Origin of the sequence: Sphingomonas mali NBRC 15500 (assembly GCF_001598415.1) — a bacterium.
Taxonomy (GTDB): domain Bacteria; phylum Pseudomonadota; class Alphaproteobacteria; order Sphingomonadales; family Sphingomonadaceae; genus Sphingomonas; species Sphingomonas mali.
Window position 1 is genome coordinate 1 of sequence record NZ_BCYX01000065.1, and the last position, 17,334, is coordinate 17,334.

At 59.2% G+C, this 17,334-nt stretch carries 21 protein-coding genes and 1 pseudogene; 14 read left to right on the top strand and 8 right to left on the bottom strand.

The window, feature by feature from the left end:
- Positions 1–92 precede the first annotated feature (92 nt).
- The 4 genes from SMA01S_RS22640 to SMA01S_RS22655 all read left to right on the top strand — a co-directional run bounded on the left by SMA01S_RS22640 (position 93) and on the right by SMA01S_RS22655 (position 1,411).
- Positions 93–401, top strand: a complete 309-nt coding sequence (locus SMA01S_RS22640; RefSeq protein ID WP_066827604.1) for a hypothetical protein — start codon at positions 93–95, stop codon at positions 399–401.
- A gap of 58 nt (positions 402–459) precedes the next feature.
- On the top strand, positions 460–759 hold the full coding sequence (locus SMA01S_RS22645) for a hypothetical protein (RefSeq protein ID WP_066827605.1): 300 nt from the start codon (positions 460–462) through the stop codon (positions 757–759).
- A 69-nt stretch (positions 760–828) separates the two neighbouring features.
- Positions 829–1,197 carry a hypothetical protein gene (locus tag SMA01S_RS22650; protein WP_066827606.1) on the top strand — a complete coding sequence of 123 codons (369 nt, stop codon included), beginning with the start codon at positions 829–831 and terminating at the stop codon, positions 1,195–1,197.
- Positions 1,166–1,411, top strand: a complete 246-nt coding sequence (locus tag SMA01S_RS22655) for a hypothetical protein (RefSeq protein ID WP_066827608.1) — start codon at positions 1,166–1,168, stop codon at positions 1,409–1,411. Before SMA01S_RS22650 ends, SMA01S_RS22655 begins: the two co-directional genes overlap by 32 nt.
- Before the next feature lie 87 nt (positions 1,412–1,498).
- Here the strand turns inward: SMA01S_RS22655 and SMA01S_RS22660 are convergent, their stop codons facing one another.
- The 4 genes from SMA01S_RS22660 to SMA01S_RS22680 form a co-directional block, all read right to left on the bottom strand.
- Positions 1,499–2,017 carry an RES family NAD+ phosphorylase gene (locus SMA01S_RS22660; RefSeq protein ID WP_066827610.1) on the bottom strand — a complete coding sequence of 173 codons (519 nt, stop codon included), beginning with the start codon at positions 2,015–2,017 and terminating at the stop codon, positions 1,499–1,501.
- Between the two features lie 727 nt (positions 2,018–2,744).
- Entirely contained in the window at positions 2,745–3,371 is a 627-nt protein-coding gene (locus SMA01S_RS22670; RefSeq protein ID WP_066827616.1) for an SOS response-associated peptidase, read from the bottom strand.
- A gap of 113 nt (positions 3,372–3,484) precedes the next feature.
- Complete coding sequence (locus SMA01S_RS22675; RefSeq protein WP_157094103.1) at positions 3,485–4,198, bottom strand: hypothetical protein; 714 nt, start codon at positions 4,196–4,198, stop codon at positions 3,485–3,487.
- Positions 4,199–4,318: 120 nt separating this feature from the next.
- Positions 4,319–4,984, bottom strand: a complete 666-nt coding sequence (locus SMA01S_RS22680) for an SOS response-associated peptidase family protein (RefSeq protein ID WP_066827620.1) — start codon at positions 4,982–4,984, stop codon at positions 4,319–4,321.
- A gap of 127 nt (positions 4,985–5,111) precedes the next feature.
- Between SMA01S_RS22680 and SMA01S_RS22685 the strand changes: the two genes are divergently transcribed.
- Positions 5,112–5,315 carry a hypothetical protein gene (locus SMA01S_RS22685; RefSeq protein ID WP_066827622.1) on the top strand — a complete coding sequence of 68 codons (204 nt, stop codon included), beginning with the start codon at positions 5,112–5,114 and terminating at the stop codon, positions 5,313–5,315.
- 29 nt (positions 5,316–5,344) lie between these two features.
- Positions 5,345–5,563: a hypothetical protein gene (locus SMA01S_RS22690; RefSeq protein ID WP_157094104.1), complete on the top strand. Its 219-nt coding sequence runs from the start codon at positions 5,345–5,347 to the stop codon at positions 5,561–5,563.
- A gap of 360 nt (positions 5,564–5,923) precedes the next feature.
- On the opposite strand, the gene SMA01S_RS22695 is transcribed toward SMA01S_RS22690, so the two are convergent.
- The 3 genes from SMA01S_RS22695 to SMA01S_RS22705 are packed head-to-tail and all read right to left on the bottom strand — an operon-like array spanning position 5,924 to position 7,893.
- Positions 5,924–6,535, bottom strand: coding sequence for a hypothetical protein (locus tag SMA01S_RS22695; RefSeq protein WP_157094105.1), 612 nt, complete (start codon positions 6,533–6,535; stop codon positions 5,924–5,926).
- Entirely contained in the window at positions 6,507–6,836 is a 330-nt protein-coding gene (locus SMA01S_RS22700) for an STAS-like domain-containing protein (RefSeq protein WP_066827628.1), read from the bottom strand. Before SMA01S_RS22700 ends, SMA01S_RS22695 begins: the two co-directional genes overlap by 29 nt.
- The gene (locus SMA01S_RS22705) at positions 6,805–7,893 is read right to left on the bottom strand and encodes a hypothetical protein (protein ID WP_066827630.1); all 1,089 of its coding nucleotides are present in this window, start codon (positions 7,891–7,893) and stop codon (positions 6,805–6,807) included. The genes SMA01S_RS22700 and SMA01S_RS22705 overlap by 32 nt, the downstream gene beginning before the upstream one ends.
- Here SMA01S_RS22705 and SMA01S_RS22710 point away from each other — a divergent pair.
- The 7 genes from SMA01S_RS22710 (at position 7,877) to SMA01S_RS22740 (ending at position 14,928) form a co-directional block, all read left to right on the top strand.
- Positions 7,877–9,247 carry a hypothetical protein gene (locus SMA01S_RS22710; protein ID WP_157094106.1) on the top strand — a complete coding sequence of 457 codons (1,371 nt, stop codon included), beginning with the start codon at positions 7,877–7,879 and terminating at the stop codon, positions 9,245–9,247. The two genes, SMA01S_RS22705 and SMA01S_RS22710, sit on opposite strands and share 17 nt — an antisense overlap.
- Before the next feature lie 229 nt (positions 9,248–9,476).
- Positions 9,477–9,701, top strand: a complete 225-nt coding sequence (locus tag SMA01S_RS22715; protein ID WP_066827634.1) for a hypothetical protein — start codon at positions 9,477–9,479, stop codon at positions 9,699–9,701.
- Positions 9,702–9,712: 11 nt separating this feature from the next.
- On the top strand, positions 9,713–11,560 hold the full coding sequence (locus SMA01S_RS22720) for a hypothetical protein (RefSeq protein ID WP_066827636.1): 1,848 nt from the start codon (positions 9,713–9,715) through the stop codon (positions 11,558–11,560).
- Positions 11,561–11,589: 29 nt separating this feature from the next.
- Entirely contained in the window at positions 11,590–12,099 is a 510-nt protein-coding gene (locus tag SMA01S_RS22725) for a hypothetical protein (RefSeq protein ID WP_066827638.1), read from the top strand.
- Between the two features lie 183 nt (positions 12,100–12,282).
- Complete coding sequence (locus tag SMA01S_RS22730) at positions 12,283–13,347, top strand: hypothetical protein (RefSeq protein ID WP_245649403.1); 1,065 nt, start codon at positions 12,283–12,285, stop codon at positions 13,345–13,347.
- A gap of 295 nt (positions 13,348–13,642) precedes the next feature.
- Positions 13,643–14,338, top strand: coding sequence for a DUF5343 domain-containing protein (locus SMA01S_RS22735; protein WP_157094107.1), 696 nt, complete (start codon positions 13,643–13,645; stop codon positions 14,336–14,338).
- Positions 14,335–14,928, top strand: coding sequence for a Swt1 family HEPN domain-containing protein (locus SMA01S_RS22740; RefSeq protein ID WP_066827645.1), 594 nt, complete (start codon positions 14,335–14,337; stop codon positions 14,926–14,928). The genes SMA01S_RS22735 and SMA01S_RS22740 overlap by 4 nt, the downstream gene beginning before the upstream one ends.
- A 6-nt stretch (positions 14,929–14,934) precedes the next feature.
- Here the strand turns inward: SMA01S_RS22740 and SMA01S_RS22745 are convergent, their stop codons facing one another.
- The gene (locus SMA01S_RS22745; RefSeq protein WP_157094108.1) at positions 14,935–15,609 is read right to left on the bottom strand and encodes a hypothetical protein; all 675 of its coding nucleotides are present in this window, start codon (positions 15,607–15,609) and stop codon (positions 14,935–14,937) included.
- Between SMA01S_RS22745 and SMA01S_RS22750 the strand changes: the two are divergent.
- A pseudogene (locus SMA01S_RS22750) lies at positions 15,602–16,864 on the top strand (transposase); the annotation flags it as partial. The gene SMA01S_RS22745 and the pseudogene SMA01S_RS22750 overlap by 8 nt on opposite strands.
- Positions 16,865–17,334: the final 470 nt, after the last annotated feature.

Genomic DNA, 17,334 nt, shown 5'->3' on the forward strand with positions numbered 1-17,334 from the left:
CCAACTTTAGGCGAGAACCCGAAGTCAGAGCATACCCCGAACGGTCTCGCCGAGCGCCAAGTCGCCACCGCTCGCGCGCGGACTATTTTCCTATGAGCGACCATGACCAGCTAATCGCCTATCTGGCGACCCTCGTTTGCCTCGTCCTGGTGTTCTGCGTGGCGCTGTTCGCTGCGGGGCATGGCGTCAACGTAACTGAGGCATTCGGGCTCGGGACGATTACGGGCGGCCTTATCGGTTTGCTCCGCATCCCGACGCGACCGACGGGCAGCACCCAGGCGGACGCGAACCTTGCGACGGTTATCGACAGGCTTCCGCCGGCGACGACCGGTACGGGGCCAGCGGTGCCGCTGGACGATGCGACGGGGGCTCCGCCACCCACACCGCCGACGCGCTTTTAGGCCGGGCGACGAGACACCCGGCCGCGGGGATCAGCGGCGATAACCGAGAAGGTGTTTCATGAGCTATGGTTTCAGCGTCCGCGGCGCCACGGTGGCGCTCGCGTTGGCCGCCGTAGGGCCCAAGTTCGACGAAGTCGTCGCCAGCCAACCGGTCCATGCCAAGGACCGGGACGTCGCCATTGCGACGGCGACCGCCATCGCCGACCTGGTCGGCGAACCTGACGAGGGGCAGGAAGTGTCGATCACCGTGGGCGGGTGGCTGCAATGGCAGGTCGCGGTTGCGGCTGGCGAGGTGCCCGACGCGTTCACCGGCGCGAGCGTCAGCGCCTCGGCGTCGATCGTCCCCGCCGGCAGCTAACGCTCTGCCACTTAAACCGAACCGACCGGCGGGGCTGCGGCTCCGCCGGTTTCGTATTGGAGGCAACCAATGATCCCGCAATTTCTCATCGCACGGTTCGGCCCCAAGCTGGCCGGACTGATCTTCTACGGCGGCCATGCACTGATCGTGCTGGCGATCGTCGGCGCTGTCTATGCGTTCGGCCGGCACGATGGGAAGTCGGGGGAGGTCGTGAAGGAGCAGGCCCGCGCGATCGACACGATTCGGAAGGTCGGCGCCGCGAACACGAACGCCTCGGCTGCCCGGGTCGAAGACACCCGCCGCCAGGACCAACAGAAACAGGAGTTGAACGATGCGCTCAAGAACGCTTCGGGTGGCGATGATGCTCGCCGTCGCACTGGCTGCGCCATCCTGCGCCAGCAGGGTCGTGACGTCTCTGCAATTCCCGCCTGCCGCTGATCTCAAGGTCGACGACGAGCCGGCCTATCCGGTGGCGGCGCTCGACGCCTGCCCGACCAACCTGCGTTCCGACCCGTGCCCGGCCGAGCAGGCGGAACGGCAATGGTGGAACGCTATGGTCGATTGGGGACGTTCGCACCGCGACAAGGTCGCGCGAATCTGCCGCTGGGCGCGCGATCTCAAGATGCCGCTGCCCCATGGCTATTGCGACTGACAGAGCAATTTGCAGAAAACGCAAAGAAGTCAGCAGGGGCCGCGCCTTGCTCCGACCGCACAGCTTGAGCGTCGGAAAACAGGCAGACTATTTCACTTTGACCGGAGGATTAGCCTTTAAGATCTCGCCATGTGGGTCGAGCGGTTTGTAACCGCAACTTCCGATAATAGCATGTTCGTTAAACAAGCAAAGATTGACGCCTTTCGGACGCTTGGTCGAGGGGAAGATAATTCCGGACATTTTCCAATCGCGGACTTGGTCTCCAATTCGCCAGCTTTCGCAATCGGCCGACACAAGGCCTGCTTCATGTTGTTCCTTGGCGAATTTCCAGTCGCAATCCCAAGCCTTGAAATCAGCGCCCAGGCGGCCAACCGGCTTACAGAGATCGAACATGTTTACAGCGTGGAATTCGACGGGAATGACAACGGCAGGCCTAACCGGATCCGTGCCGAAATATTCCTGCAAAGCGGTATCTGCGTCTAAGGCGAAATAAAGGGCGCTGACGTCCGGCCTGTTGAAGCGTCCGCCCATCCGCGCTCCAACCGCACTAAACGATCGCGCATAATATTCCAGCGAACTGACTCGGTATACCGTCGTCGCCGCCACGTCCCCCGTTGGCAGGTCCAATGCAATCCCTTACCCCTGTGGACCGACCCTCAGCTCGTCCAGTCGCATAATGACACGAGTCGTCCGACCAGCCTTAACTAGTTCGGTTGCCGACATTCCTGTGCCGTCGAAGTTCGGGTGATCGAATAGACTAACTAATGCGTCTCGCGTACCCGCGAGGCTGCGCGCACTAATCTTAAGACAGCGAACCACTTCGATCGCATCTCCTATGGACAGCGGTTCGAATGGGGACGCTCCGATGCGCACTGCGCGATCACCGGCCGACTGATTGAGGTCAGCCAACAGTTTAGCATTGGCCATCCGCTTGATCGCGGGCTTGGACGCCGGCTTAGGAACTGTTCGCATCTTTCGTTCGCTCTTCCATCGGGAGAACGACCTTTTGACGGCTTCTTTTACCATAACTTCCTGCGAACTAAAAACGTTCGCCAACGCGTCGGCTGGTGGCTCAAAGATCACGTAGGTGCTTACCTCCGCAACGTCCGTCTTATGGAGGAGTCTGGCGCTCTCGGACGTCCGGATTACCGGGCTGCGGTATTGGCGTGCAAATCCAGCATGCTGGGCATGTTTCGCCATACGGCTCCCTATCGCACCCCCTAAACTTGGCTCGATATGGACGCGGTTATGATCAATGGCAACCATTGCCGGCGACAGAATGATCCAGAATGGTGAGATGCGGAGCAAAAGAGGTAGAGGCACCCCGCTAGCGTTACACAGCCGGCTTTCTCTTGACCCAAAACTCGTCTGTCCGCGTCATTTCGATCAGCTCGTCGGGAAAGCACCGCTGCTGAAAAGCGATCGCCGTGTCGAAGTCGCCGCGGAGCCAGGCCTCATATTCGTCGGGCATCAACAACACCGGCATTCGGTCGTGGACTGGCCGGATCGCCTCGTTGCAGTCGGTCATGACCATTGAATATACCGGCCCCCATTCGTCACTGATGCGCCACACGCCAGCGGCCGCAAAGATCGGCTCGTCTTTCACGTTGAACCAGGTGCGGGTCTTGGCGCCCTTCGGCCCCTCAGCTTCCGCGAACGCCGTCAACGGGATTAAGCAGCGCCATTGCGGCTTGCGCGCCAGGCCGATCCACATGCCCTTGCGAAGGTCGGCGATGTTATTGATCGGCTTCGGCTTGGCGGTTGGCGACATGCCTTTGAGGCGCAGTGGAAAGCCCCAGGTCATTGACTGCATCACCCGCTCGCCGGCATCTTCGCGGACAACGGTCCCGGGAGTGCCGGGATAGGCTTCCTCCGGCGCATTCGAATAAGTCGGCACCTTTACGCCGAAGTGCGCCGCGACTTCGGCCATGCTTTTGCGCATCGTGTAGAGGTTGCACATGGCGGCACTCTATCAGTGATTGCAGAGGCCGCCAGTGAGCACCTGCCTAAGCGCGATCGGCGTCTTCGGAAGGCAGCTATTGAGTGGCTAGCGGGCCCATCGCTCTTTCGGCCTTACTGTTTCAAAGCTGCCAGAAATTCCGATGCATATTGTGTGGTCGGCGGAAGGATGTTTTTGAATCCCACTGTTTCATTCCAATATCGCTCCATCCAGAGCCATTTTGCGCGAACCGATGGGCTGTGCCCGGCACCGTAGCACTGCCACGCGATCTGCTGGGCTAACGTGGCAGCCACCCCGTCCAGCACTGCTTTTCCTACGTGTGGTTCTGGTGTGTAAAGTTGATAGTCGTGGAGCGTGTGGAGCGCCAAAGTCAGATCATAAGGATCTGTCCGCATCAGCGCTTCAAGACCGAAGTCGTTGTGCCAACTTGCTATTTCGTCTTTAAGTGTTTCGTCGATCGAGATGCGGGGAGGACCGCCGGCGGTATCGCCACGGTAGGCGGTTAGCATTCCAGGTCCGAACATCACATCGTCGGTGTGGATAAGGTTTCCGACGGCGATTCCGCCCCGCAGGAGCACCGCGCGCTGGAGCAGGTTATCTGCAAGGATGAGCGAGCCAGTCATGACCAAGTTGACGCTGTATGGCTCAATCGGCGCAGAGATCACGATGCAGTCGCTGAATTGGGATAGTCGAAGATCGAATGCTTGGTTCGGCGCCAACGTGCCGCGCATGGTCTTAAGCACACCTTCGATGGCGGTGCGCCACTTAGGGTCGTCAGCGTTCTCTACAAGCCGTGAAAAGCCAAGGATGTCGAGAAACGCGACCACCCTCCTTTGGTACTCTCCCGATGCCACCCCGGACCTCCCGATCACGGTGCTCAACCTGCCTTCTGCGATCAAGGACCGCAAGCTCGCTCGGAGGTGTCCGCCATTGGCTGCAGGCTGCCGTCACAGCAACACTCCCTGCGCCATCGCCTGGAATTCGGGCACCGAGCCGCTCCGCCAGCGATCATCCGTGTGGATCACACTTATCCGACTGGCAGCCATCGGCGGCCGAAACTGAAACTCAATCACTTCGCTAATCGACCCATGTAGCCAGCGCTCATATTCCTGTTGGCCGAGCAACGCCGGCATCCGGTCATTGTACGGTATCACTGCTTCGTTCGCCGCCATCGTCATCCCAGCAAAGACAGGCCCGACGTTCGGCAGGTTGCGGCAGAATCCCGCCCAGGCGACCAAGGGTTCGTGTTTCACCGAGAACCACGAGCGGGTCTTGCTTCCCTGTGCGCCCGCCGGGTTGGCGAAATGCGTGAGCGGGATCAGGCAGCGGTAGCGCGGATCGACGGCCAGCGTATCCCACATTGGGTTGGTGAGGTCTGCGACTAGCCCGATGATGTCCGGCTCGCCGTCAGGCCGCGAAAGACCGGCTCGAAGCGGGCGAGAGAAACCCCAACGGGCTATCTTTAATAATCGGCGTCCGTTGCTCTCGACGACGATCGGTCCTTCCAGCCCCTCGGTCATCTCCCTCGGCATGGTAATGATCGGCGCATCCTCGACGCCGAATTGCTCGGCGATCTGCTGCGATCCGACCTGGGTAACGAACAAACGCGCCACGTCTGCGCTCCTTTCTCGACTCGGCTTGATCGAGGTTTAGCACGAATCTGTTGCCGCGTGTTCCGTTTTTGTTCTAGCCTTCTTATCCGCCGCCGAGTCGGCGATTCGACATTCAAGGAGAACGGCCGTGCAGCATGACCCGCTGCTGCGCGCGATGGCGCGCGAGACATATGAAGCCTGCTACCCAACGGAGGATTGGGCGCCTGTCCGTTTTGAGGAAGCGGAGCGGCTGGGCACAATCCACTATCGGCAGGCGGTCGAGGCTGCGCAGAGGTCGCGAGCGCTCTCCGCGGCGAAGGGGGAGCAACTTCCGCTTTTTGAGGCGGCTTGATGCAGGTCGTTTCCCACGACGAGCTCCGCATGCGCATCACGATCAAGCTTCAAGTGCTCAAGCCGTACAAGAAGCGCGAGCTAGGCATCGTCAGTCCAGTGACGCTTGCGGAGGTGGTGAACTCCGTGATGGAGGTACTAAATCGCACCGTCGTAGTGCGAGCTGACTTCATCCACGGCCAGCAACGCCCGGGCGTCTTCGGCGTCGATGAGCCCTGGCCGCCCGGATGTGAGCCGCGCGAGGGCTGATGTGGCGCGCTATGGGCATGACGGAAGTCCGCTTCCAACAAATCTGCTCGAAGCGGCTGCTTGGCATTTCGCAGTCGTGGCGACGTGCCGGCGGTGCGCGGCCTGGGGGGTTTTCGATCCTCATGCCTTGTGGGCGCTCTTCGAGCGTCGCGGGTGGGACGTCGGAATGCAGAGCGTTGCACGGCGGCTGCGTTGCAAGCGTTGCGGTGCCGGCGCGTTCGTGTCCTGGTCGAAGGATCGTGAGCCGACTGTGCTCCTGCCGATGCCGAGTGAGCAGCAGTGGAAGCGGGCGTTGAGCCGGTTGCGGAGTTGAACGCGGTTGCACCCGAGAGAACGGACGTGGTGGCTTTGAGCCGAACGTCAAACCAAACTGGCTGGCTTAACCCCTTCCGAAGCGTCCTTTTGCGGAACAGGGCGTCGGAGCGGCCGCCTCTTCGGTTTTGAAGCCTTGCGGTCGATCAAGGTTTGGAAGACGCTCAGTCGGACGATTTGAACGAGATCCTGCCCCGCTGCTTCCATCTTCGTAAACATCGGCGAAGACTCAGGTAAAGCGCCGCGGGTTATCGATTCAAAGCTCCCGCCAGTGACCGCCTGCCGAAATAGCCGAATTGCATCGCGTGCATCTACCCGTATCCCACCGCCGCTTAGGACGTCGATTAGCGGCGAAAGTGCTTGAATCTTGGACTTGATCGAAGTCGCGAGCGAGACAGAATGCGGGTCGGCGCCAGCGAGCAGGTAGAACTTGCACGCCATAGCAACGATGTCATCGACCGTATCCTCAAAAAGGTCGGCCGCGTCCCGTAGGTCTGATCTAATTTCGCGCCTGCGCGCGTAGCGCTCAACGACAATCCAGCCCATGCCCACAAAAAAGGCCGCGAGTATAGCGGGTGCGAAGGCGGCGAGATCGAGCGACTTAGCCGCTGGCGGCGGTGCGCCGTTGATCTCAATGGATAGCTGAGGTGAGGTATTCAACAATTTCGTCGTACAGGGACGGGTCAGATGTCTCTAGCACCAGCCGATCCTGGAGTTCTTGCGGCGTGAATCTGCCGCTGCGAACGACGCCACCAAACGCCTCTTCGAGAAATGACGAGCCGTAACCCATTGTTCCATCGAGCTTGATAACGACCTTCGCACCGCGATCGAGCGCAGGAACAAGGCACTCTTCGCGAAACCTCTCTCCGGAAAAAATTCCGTCGCTCTTATACCGCCCGCCCGGAAAGCGCGTGAAGTCGGCCGCCACATCAATCACGGTTGGTTCCAATGTCCTGCTCATCGTCCGTGATCCCGACAGTCCACCAGATGATGGTCCCTGGAACCGAATCGCCGAAGTTGCGCGCATAGCTCTTTCCCTCGGTGGTCGTAAACATACCTCTATTGCTACCGATCATAACACGACCGGCCTCAGAAAGGTTCACGGCCTCAACGATATCATGGAGGCCACGGCCACGCCCCTTGATATTGGTCCGAGTTCGACCGAGTTCAATCGCTGCTCTGATTGCGTTTGCGTCGGTGCGCGCGATGCCGAGCCCTTTCAACATGTCGGTCACTGCCTCGACAGAGAATGTGCCGCTGCGCGGAAGGGATTCGGAAATTCCGATCCCCAGGTCGCAAATGGCCACCGTCAGGATGTCGTTCCTTTCTTGCGAGAGTAACCACCATCTTTTCCCGATGTTATGGCGCAATGCCTCACCATCGCGCCCCTCATAAGCGTGCTGGACGGTGTTGGTCATTGCCTCGATGATCCCGCCGTACAGGCCACGCTTGAGCCCCTCAGCGAGTCGTCCTTCGTACTGCTCAAGAAGTGATCCGCCCTTTACCCCTTCCGACAGAACACCGGTGGCAAGGCGCCAATGCATCACATCATCGCGTTTCGAGCTGATGTCGCATTTCAGCCCGATCGCTTCATAGATGCCGATTTGCGCAAACACCTCATCCATTTTGTGATCGACAGGGCGAATGCAGAGGAACGGTTTGGGGTTAGCTCGACAAGCTAGAGCGCGGTCGATCTCGGCCCGTATCCGCAGGGCGGTTGGCGACCACATTGCCGTGACGCGCGATAGATCGAGCCGAATTCCGACGTTTTGCTGCCTGCTGTGCCTACGGATTTGATGGAGGAACCCGGCGGCTTGAGGTCTGTATTTCGTACCAAATAAGTCGAGAATCGGCGGCGCGGCGACACGCACGTAGGTTATCTTCCCGGCTCCCAGCGCGCCAATCCTGGGCAGGCCGCCCCTCTTGATGCGACGCTTTTCGACCTGCCATCGACGCCTGCGCTCGCGCTTTGCCCTAGCGGCCCAATAGCCGACGCCCCGTTTGTGGTTCTTGTTCAATGATTCGCCCCGGGGGCATCAACTGGAAAATCAGAGATCGAGCAAGGGCACTGATCCATTTCGGAGCGAACAACGTGACGTCACAACCTGGGCCGAGCCTCGGAGCCTCCACAGGCGCCAGGAGAATTTCAGATTATCTGCCCTCAATTCGCCGGCCTCCCCTCCTGCTCCTGAACCAGCGGCTGACACTCGGGAGGAAGCGCGTGCCGAGCTGATAGAGCATTGGGACCGCGATCGCGTTGTCTCACCGGGCGCGACCCGCATTATTCTCACCCACACTAACGACGAGGTTGGCGCACTCAATGTCGCGGTGCGGGAGCGGCTACGGGCAAGGGATGCGCTCGGCGACGACGTGGCGATCGGCGTCGAGCGCGGCGAACGGTCGTTCGCTCGCGGCGACCGCGTCATGTTCCTCAGGAACGAACGCAGTCTTGGCGTCAAGAACGGTACGCTTGGGGAGGTACGATCGGCCACGTCCACGCGGCTGGCGGTCCTGCTTGATGACGGTCGATCGGTTGCGTTCGACGTCAAGGACTATGCCGCAATCGATCACGGTTACGCCGCAACTGTACACAAGGCACAAGGGATGACTGTCGACCGCGTTCATGTGCTGGCGACGCCGGGGCTTGACCGCCACGCCGCCTATGTGGCGCTGTCCCGTCACCGCGATAACGTCGAACTTCATTATGGCCGCGATGACTTCGCCGATCGCAGGAAACTGGCGCAAGTGCTTTCGCGCGAGCGCGGCAGGGATATGGCGGGCGACTTCCTGCGCGCACCCGAAGCCGAACTCCGGCCGGCAAGTCCACCGGTGACGCTCGATGCAGCGGTGGCACGTCACGGACGCATCGTTCAATCGATGCGCTTCGCAAATTCGATCGGCGAACCCTACACGCCTGATCAACGGGCCGAACTGACGGCGAGCCGAGCAATTCTCGACGCGATTCAGCCTTACGGTGCACGAGATCTAGAAAGCGCCTTTGCGAGCGACCATTCGATGATCGGCGAGGCCGCGAAGGGACGCGTGGTGAATGCCGTCCGCGTCATGCAACTCGAACGCGAGATGCGTTTAAACCCCGACGTCAGAGCGGATGTTTTCGTTCAGCGCTGGCAATCGCTTGATCGGCAACGCCGCATCCTGCTTCGCGACCGCGAAGACAGCCGCGCCGGTACGGTTGCGGACCGAATGATCGGGATGGCCAAAAGTCTCGAACGCGACCCGCAGGTCGAATCTATTTTGAGAAACCGCATGGCTCAGCTTGGTTTGCCTCCCACGCTCGACCGGGGTGTTGGTCAGAGCCTCGCCAATATGATCGGAAAGGGACGCAGCCGTGGGCTCGACATCGGCATGTGATATGCGGGCACCTGACTATACGGGTTGGCATTTGTCACGACCGGCTTGTTCATCCCCGCGAACGCCCCGTTTCAACGCTTAGCCGGAAAATCGGGCAGAATCCTCGCGGGATTTCAGTATTATAGTGAATTTCTCGCCATTCATAACGAGAATATCGCACAGAAATACACGAAACTATTGCAACGACAGTGCGAAATCCATACATAGAAATTCATGATGGAGGCGACTCGTGGCTGATAGTGAGAAGAGATCGAATTTTGTGCGACTGGCGGAAGGGCGAACCCAAATCGCTCTGGATGCAATCCGAAAACTCGGAAATCTCTCGAACCGTCGCGCCTATGAATTTACCGAGGCCGACATTCGCAAAATCAGCAAAGCGTTGAAGGAAGCCGTCTCAGACCTCGAAAAGCGTTTCGGTTCGACAAGTGAATCTTCAGACAGCTTCAAGCTCTAAAGGGATACAAGATGCGACCCGAACATCTCGGCATTGGCGATAAGACCTTCTTGATCAACCGGCTGATCAAACAGGCGCCTATCAACACACTCATCCGCGAGTTCTTCAAAAACGCCGATGAAAATGCTGCGCTGGCGCCCGAGGGCAAGCGGACCGTCGAGATCATGCCGACTCTAATCGACGGCGTGCGGAAACTGACCTTTTGGAATACCGGAGTCGGGATGTCTGCCGCCGAAATGCGCCGGGCCACCGACATCAGTTCCTCAGTCAACAAGATGATGTCGCTCGACGGCAACTTCGGGATCGGCGCGAAAGTGTCGGGTCTCGCTGCCTCGCCGGACGGCATACGGTACCGCTCTTGTAAAGACGGCGAGGTCAACGAGGTTACGATCGGCTGGGATGAGGACGAGCAAACCTATGTCCGTTACGCCGTGCTGCTCGCCGACGGTCAGTCAGAAACGATCTATGACGTGACGTCGGCGGTAACGGCAAACGGCACGCCCACAGATTTTGATTGGACCGAAGTCGTTCTGTTTGGCGAAAACGCTTCGCATGACACCGTTGCCGAGCCGATCGGTATCGGCATGCCGGTCGATCGTAGCTTCATCGCCACCTCAATCTTTCGGCGATTCGTGAGCTTCTCGGCTGGCGTTCAGGTCCGCGTCGATGTTGCCATGACGAAAGGCGGCGGCAAGGAGGAGACGGGGCGATTCCGTCAATTGCGCACGCTCGATGAAATTCTCGATCGCCTGCCGCGCCACGAAGACGTGACCGATACCGCGAGCGGCGTGACGGTCCGATATATTCACGACCCACGCCATGAAGGGTCGAGCCACACCTACAGTGCACGGGCGAATGCTGCGACGGGATCGACAACGTTTTGCGCGCTCGTCTATCGAGATGAGAGGTACGATTTCCGTACCCAAAAGGTATGGTCGTCGGTAGCGCCGACCTTTGGGATACCGTTTGGTTCGAAAGTCCTTACCGTTGAAATCCGGCTACCGGACGATGGTGCTCTCCCGAACCAGTACCGCGACGCTCTGACCTGGCGCCACGACAAATCGCCACTGACTGCAGACCAATATGCCTATCTCGTCCGGCAACTCATGCCTGATTGGGTCAAAGATGTGATCCGGTCGGAATCGCCCGACAGCGCAGACGATCTGAACGATCTTCAATCGGATCTTCAATCTTTGCTAGATGAACTGCGCGTGCCGACAAATGTCGCCAAGCGCAGCTCGGAGCCCACCCTTCGATCGGTTGCCAACGATGCTGGCCTCGCTGAACCGGAGCCCACCACGCTTCAATCCGAGCAGGAGGAGGATCAGATTCCCGGCCTCGCGCCGCCGAGCAAGCGCAATGAGCAGCGCGCGTCAAAATCGCGGGTTCGTTTGGCTCCCGAAGGTGCCACCGCCTCGAAGCTAAGCCGCGCCTTGGAACGGGCTCCAGAAATCAAAATCCTTGTCGAAGCCGAAGACATCGCTGACCGGGAAATGAAAGGACGCGCCGCGCGCTTCTATGCAGATGTGCAAACGCTTTTCGTAAACGGTCTGTATCCCGTTGTCGCCAAAATGGCGGACGAACTCGCCAACGAGTTTTCGGATGCGGAAGACCCGGACGAAGCCCGTGGGATCGCGTTACAGGCGGCGCAAAGGACGCTGGCCTATCGGGTGGGGAAGGCGACGTGTTTTGCGTTGGCCAAACGCATGCTGGATGACTGGTCGACCGAGGATTTGGAACGTGCCACATCGCCGGAGTCTCTTTCGATGGCGGCAGATGACTATCGCCAAAGTCTTGCGTCGGCCCGAAAGTGGATCAAGGATCGCGTCCGAATGGCCAGCGTCAGCGCGCTTGGATAGTACGGAGCGGACCAACTATTGGAGCGACCGTGAAATATCTTCCAACCGCCTTTGGGCAACTGGCCTTTGCATGGAAGCTCTACAACTATGGGCTCAACGGAAAGATCGACGCCGACGAGTTAGATGAGGACGTAGCTTGGCAGGATGGCGATATAGTCTTCGTTGTTCCAAGGGCATTGGGTAGCGCAGGCGACCTTCTAATTGCTCTTCAAAACAATCTGACAATCGCGTTTGGTGCGGCAGCGATCACCCTGAATCGCGTGCGCGAAGAAATCGGAATACCGCTCCCTGACCCCATCGCTTTAGAAGACGAGCAGTGCGTCGGTTTTATCTACCAAATCCGGAACGCCTTCGCCCATGACATCGCAGAGCCTGTTTGGCGCATAAATCCGCGATATCGTAGATTATATGAGTTCGGCGGCATGCAATTCGACTTATCCCACCTCGACGGCATACCCTTCTCGTATGAGCACCTCGGAGGGCCGAACAAGTTTTTCGAGATCAAAGATTTTTTCAGCAAGCGGTTCGGTGCTGGCTAGCTTTGCAAACCTGCCGCCAGGGCTACAGCCACAGCATGTTCTACCCAGTATCTTATTGGGTTGGCGGACGGCACGCTAGCGCTTCCGTCCGGGTTAAAACAACTACTTCATAGCACACTGTCGATGCCCTCGCCGGACCGGTTCTAGTTGCCGTCATAGGAAAGGAGGGCCATCTTGGCGTCGATGGGCAGCATGGAATGCTTCCGGATTGATGAAAGCGGCTATACCGGGTTCGATCTTTTGAATCGGGAGCAGCGCTTTCAAGGCGCCACGGCGATCGCAATCGGCGATGACGATGCCGCGCGCCTAATCCGCGAGCATTTCCCGCGACTGCAAGCGCCGGAGCTCAAATATCGGGTCCTGTCGCGCCGTCACGGCAATCGTGGGCGTCTGCTGGCGCTGCAGCGCGACCTGCTCAGCGACTTCAAGTCGGTGACCTATGTATGCGATAAACGCTTCCTGCTAGTACTGATGTTCGTCGATTATGCAGTAGAGCCATTCTATTACGAGCGCGGTGTCAATTTCTACGCCGACGGGCAGAACTATTCGTTAGCCTCGTTGTTGACCATGGTGGGTGCTACGGTCCTCGGGTCCCCCGCCTTCGATCAGCTCCTTGCTGCGTTTCAACGAGCAGTAAAAGAAAAGACGCCAGTCGCGCTCAACGATCTCGTTGCTGCCGCGCGCCGGACTAATTGGCGCGAGCTTCCGGAGGCGCTGGGACCGCTGGCAGTCTACGCCGCTCCTGAATGCATCACAGCAATCGCTACGCCAGGCGTTAGCACTGACGCGGCCATGGTGGTGCTGCAATCTCTGATCAGCCGAATGGAGTTGATGTCCGACGGCCCCTATCGGGTCGAGCACGACCAGTCGAAGAACCTACTCACTTATCATAATTTGATCCAACGCTTCATCGATCACAAGCAGGTGGTAGAGTTCCGGCAGTCAGAGATCGCGACCCTAAAATTCCCGCTGAAGCTGGCTTCGGTGACGCAGGTCGATTCCACGAGCAGCCAGGCGGTGCAGTTGGCTGACGTGATGATCGGCCTAGCTATTGATGCGGCGAATGGGCTGACCGGGCTCCGCAGCGGCGGAATTGATCCCGAGGCGGTCTTGTCGCAGTACGCGGAGAACCAGTTCATCCATTTGGTACCGTCGATCGATTTCGACGAGCAGCGCCGCTTCCGGCAGGGAAACCAGGCTGCCGAGGTAATCGACTATTTTGCCGCGAATTTCAGCGGCAGCGGTTGAAGGGTCCGACCAGGCCGAATGCGTCTATCTGCCATGCCAGCGAGGACAAGGAGACGGTCGCCCAGCCCTTTGCTCGCGCTCCGCGAAAGTTTGTTGACGTTCGGTTCGACGAATCCAGACTCAAGGTCGGCGAAATCCTACGCGTGAAGACCGACGTGGGGCTGGCCAAGTCCGGCTCTGGCGCTGACGGCAGAACGTCAAATGCACCGCGCGCCTGCCGCTCCAATTTGGGCCAGGTAGGTGCCTTGCAGGGCACGTAGATTCGCGACATCATCGGTGAAGGGGGGATTCAAGTTTGGCATCCAAAGCACCGCAGGCAGCAGAAGCTACAGCCGCCGCCGCAGAAAAGACCGCACGTAGGAAGATTCCCGGCGGCCTGCCATATACGTCGAGTCCGGGTGTCTTGCGGCGGGTGTTGGAGAAAATACCGACATCAGAGAAGCCGGGTGTCTTCACAAGTGACTTCCTCGGTACGGTCATGGAAGCCCGGGGCGGAGCAGCTCGCCCTATAATTCCAATTCTCAAAGCCACGGGCCTGCTCAATCAGACCGGCGCCCCTACCGAGACGTATGCTCAATTTCAGACGGACGCAGGTCGTGCTGCGGCAGCGCTTCAGGCTCTTCGGAACGGTTTCGGTGAGATATTCCGTCGCAATCAGTACGCACACAAGGCGGACGAAGCCACTCTCATCGACGTTATCGTGGCGATCACGGGCCTCCCTAAGAAAGAAGGAATCGTCCGTTACATCCTAGCGACGTTCCAGTCGTTCCAAGAGTACGCGAAGCAGGCACGGGAGGACGTCAAATTCGACGAGGGAAGCGATGCCGCTCCGGCATACGATGCTCCACCGTCTCCGCTTGGGGAGCAAAACAATGGCGCTGCGGGACGGCTCCAGCTTGCCTACAACATCAACGTGGTATTGCCAGAGACGACAAACGTTGAGGTATACAACGCTATCTTCAGGAGCCTCAAGGCGAACTTACTAGCATGATCGACCATACGGTCGAACTATTTGTTCTCAAGTGCGCAGTCATAGAGACTGGCCTCCGGGCCACGCTTGCCGAGTTCGACGTGAGCGGTACCGGCGCACTGACCCAGGTCGATGACGAACAACTAGAGCCATTCATTAAGCAGTTCGATGTTGCCAATCGTAAAAACGCTGCGCACATGTCACGCTATTACGAAATATTCTATCTCTTGGAGAACGACATTCGTCGCCTTATTGTAGAAACAATGGAGGCAGCGCATGGGGCTAAGTGGTGGGACACTCACGTGCCACCGGGCGTACTTGACGAGGTGCGCAAGAACCGGGAACGCGAAGCTCAGGCTGCTGTAACGGTCCGATCGGAAGATGACATAGACTACACGACGTTCGGCCAGCTTGGAGATATCATTCGGGCGAACTGGTCGGACTTTGCGGGAATGCTCAGCAATCAGTCTGCCGTCTCTCGAGTGATGGCAGCGCTCAATATGCTCCGCGGTACCATCGCGCACTGCGGCGTTCTAGCCGAAGATGAGGTGGACCGCCTCAAGCTAGCAATCCGCGACTGGTTCAGGGTTCTGGAAGGCCCTAAGAGCTGACTAGGGTCAATCCGCAGCCCGAACACCAGCGCGGGTCCGCGTCCCGAAAGTTGTCGGAACGCCTTCATCGTCCGGATCAAGCATTGGTAATACGTGGAGAATGAGTGCGCGCAGTTCCTCCGCGGATGGAGTCGCGTGGTCAAATCGGGGCGCTTGGAAACCAAATTTTGCTTCGAGACTTGAGCGCAGGACGATCTCGGTCTTGTCCGGCGATACATAAGTATAAAAGGCCGGCCGACCGAGGAGGATTCGGTTGCCATAAGCCATGCGTGCAGCGAACTCCCTGGCCTGGGCGCCGTTCAGGGGAGCTGTACAAATTTCGTTCAAAAAGTTGTGCATGATTTGTGCGACACCTCCGCCGTCATCGAGCGCATGGACCATTCCGATGTCACCGACCCGCACGTAGATCGTGAAGTCTTCCGTGAAGCTGTGTAGGTCGAAGCCGCTGCCAGCGTCGCCTTCCTCCATCGCAAAGGTGACCAAGCTTCCCAGCACGTGCTCGCCGAGCGTCGCGCCGGTATGGATTGCGCGCACCACCGCATGCACATGATGGAAATGTTGCCAGGCGCGCCCTTCCGAAATCATCGCATCGTCCCCCTTACTCTTGTCGCGGGTGCGTCGAAGACGGGCATCCATCAGGTTGAGTTTCAGGAAGACTAGCGCGAGCCATAGCTCGGGCATCCGCGAGCACCTGAAGCCTTTCTACAGCGAGACGGGCCGCCCCTCGATCGATCCCGAACTGATGATCCGGATGCTGATCATCGGCTATTGCATGGGCATCCGCTCGGAACGGCGGCTGTGCGAGGAGGTGCATCTCAACCTCGCCTATCGTTGGTTCTGCCGCCTCGACCTGGATGGTGCGATCCCCGATCACTCGACCTTCTCGAAGAACCGGCACGGCCGGTTCCGTGACAGTGACCTGTTACGCAAGCTGTTCGAGATGACCGTCGAGCGCTGCATGGCCGAAGGCCTGGTGGGAGGCGAAGGGTTCGCGGTCGATGCCAGTCTGATCCGAGCAGACGTCCATCGCCAGCGTTCGGTGCCGGGTGAAGAAGGCCTACCGCCAGACGCGGCGGGGCGGGCCGTGCGCGAGTATCTGGACGTGCTGGATGATGCTGCCTTCGGCGGTTCGACGCCGGTCACACCCAAGCGGATCAACCTCACCGACCCCGCGTCGCGCTGGACCGCGGCGACGCGTGAAGCCGCCTTCTACTCGTACAGCACCAACTATCTGATCGATCTCGACCATGCGGTGATCGTCGATGTCGAGGCGACGACCTCGGTGCGGCAGGCCGAGGTGACCGCCCAGCGCCGGATGATCGAACGGGCACAGGATCGCTTCGGCCTCTGGCCCGAGCGGCTCGTGGCGGATACGGCCTATGGGTCAGCGCCCAACCTGGCGTGGCTGGTCGAGGACAAGAGCATCGAGCCACACATCCCCGTGTTCGACAAGTCCGCCCGGAGCGATGGCAGCTTCGAACGCGCTGACTTCATCTATGATCACGACGACGACAGCTACATCTGCCCGGCCGGCAACCGCCTGCGGCGGTCCAACCGCAACTTCACAACGCCGCGCGGCCACGTCGATAAGGACGGGTCGATCCGCTATCGCGCGCGCCAGCAGGACTGCCATGGCTGTGCCCTGCGACAACGTTGCACGCCGAACATGCCAGCGCGCAAGGTAACCCGCTCGATCCACGAGGGCGCTCGCGACATGGCCCGCGCGATCGCTACCACCGACGCCTACCGTGTATCATGCCGCCAGCGCAAAAAGGTCGAGATGTTGTTCGCGCACCTCAAGCGCATCCTGAAGCTCGATCGCCTGCGCCTACGCGGACCCAATGGAGCAAGAGACGAGTTCCACCTCGCCGCCGCGGCCCAAAACCTCCGGAAGATGGCGAAGATGACACCGATGCGGAGGCTCGCACTCGCCTGATCCGAAGCGGGGAAGGCTCGTCTAGAATACGAGCCGCGGATCAATCGCCGCAGAGTGCGACTTCTTCAACAGAATAGACCAATTTGCCGCCATCCGCTCTCAACGCTAATATCGGTTTCATGAGGTTCATCGACAGCAAGGTTTCGCGCGAACACCGATATTCGTTGGGGACGGATACCGCGAGCGGGCGACCCTATCTTAGCATTCCTGTCAGCAATCGGATGGTCGACTACGAGGAATTTTATCTGCTCACAGACGCCGAATTTCACTCGTTTGACGCCGACCCAACGCTCGCGACTGAATTTGCGGCAAGGTGTGGCAGCGGAGAATTAGACGAGCGTTTGATAATTGCCCCGGGTTCGGACCGAGGCAGTTACTGACAACGCGACCGGCTTCTTTCCACCCGGTTTTGGACATTTTCCACTCACATGAGCGAACGTCGGCTTTTGGGATGATTGTGTTGAAAAACT

Coding starts and splice junctions, on each gene's coding strand:
- SMA01S_RS22740 (WP_066827645.1), top strand. CDS start 14,335: ATGATCGACCATACGGTCGAACTATTTGTTCTCAAGTGCGCAGTCATA.
- SMA01S_RS22670 (WP_066827616.1), bottom strand. CDS start 3,371: ATGTGCAACCTCTACACGATGCGCAAAAGCATGGCCGAAGTCGCGGCG.
- SMA01S_RS22645 (WP_066827605.1), top strand. CDS start 460: ATGAGCTATGGTTTCAGCGTCCGCGGCGCCACGGTGGCGCTCGCGTTG.
- SMA01S_RS22640 (WP_066827604.1), top strand. CDS start 93: ATGAGCGACCATGACCAGCTAATCGCCTATCTGGCGACCCTCGTTTGC.
- SMA01S_RS22745 (WP_157094108.1), bottom strand. CDS start 15,609: ATGCCCGAGCTATGGCTCGCGCTAGTCTTCCTGAAACTCAACCTGATG.
- SMA01S_RS22700 (WP_066827628.1), bottom strand. CDS start 6,836: ATGAGCAGGACATTGGAACCAACCGTGATTGATGTGGCGGCCGACTTC.
- SMA01S_RS22720 (WP_066827636.1), top strand. CDS start 9,713: ATGCGACCCGAACATCTCGGCATTGGCGATAAGACCTTCTTGATCAAC.
- SMA01S_RS22650 (WP_066827606.1), top strand. CDS start 829: ATGATCCCGCAATTTCTCATCGCACGGTTCGGCCCCAAGCTGGCCGGA.
- SMA01S_RS22730 (WP_245649403.1), top strand. CDS start 12,283: ATGGGCAGCATGGAATGCTTCCGGATTGATGAAAGCGGCTATACCGGG.
- SMA01S_RS22690 (WP_157094104.1), top strand. CDS start 5,345: ATGCGCATCACGATCAAGCTTCAAGTGCTCAAGCCGTACAAGAAGCGC.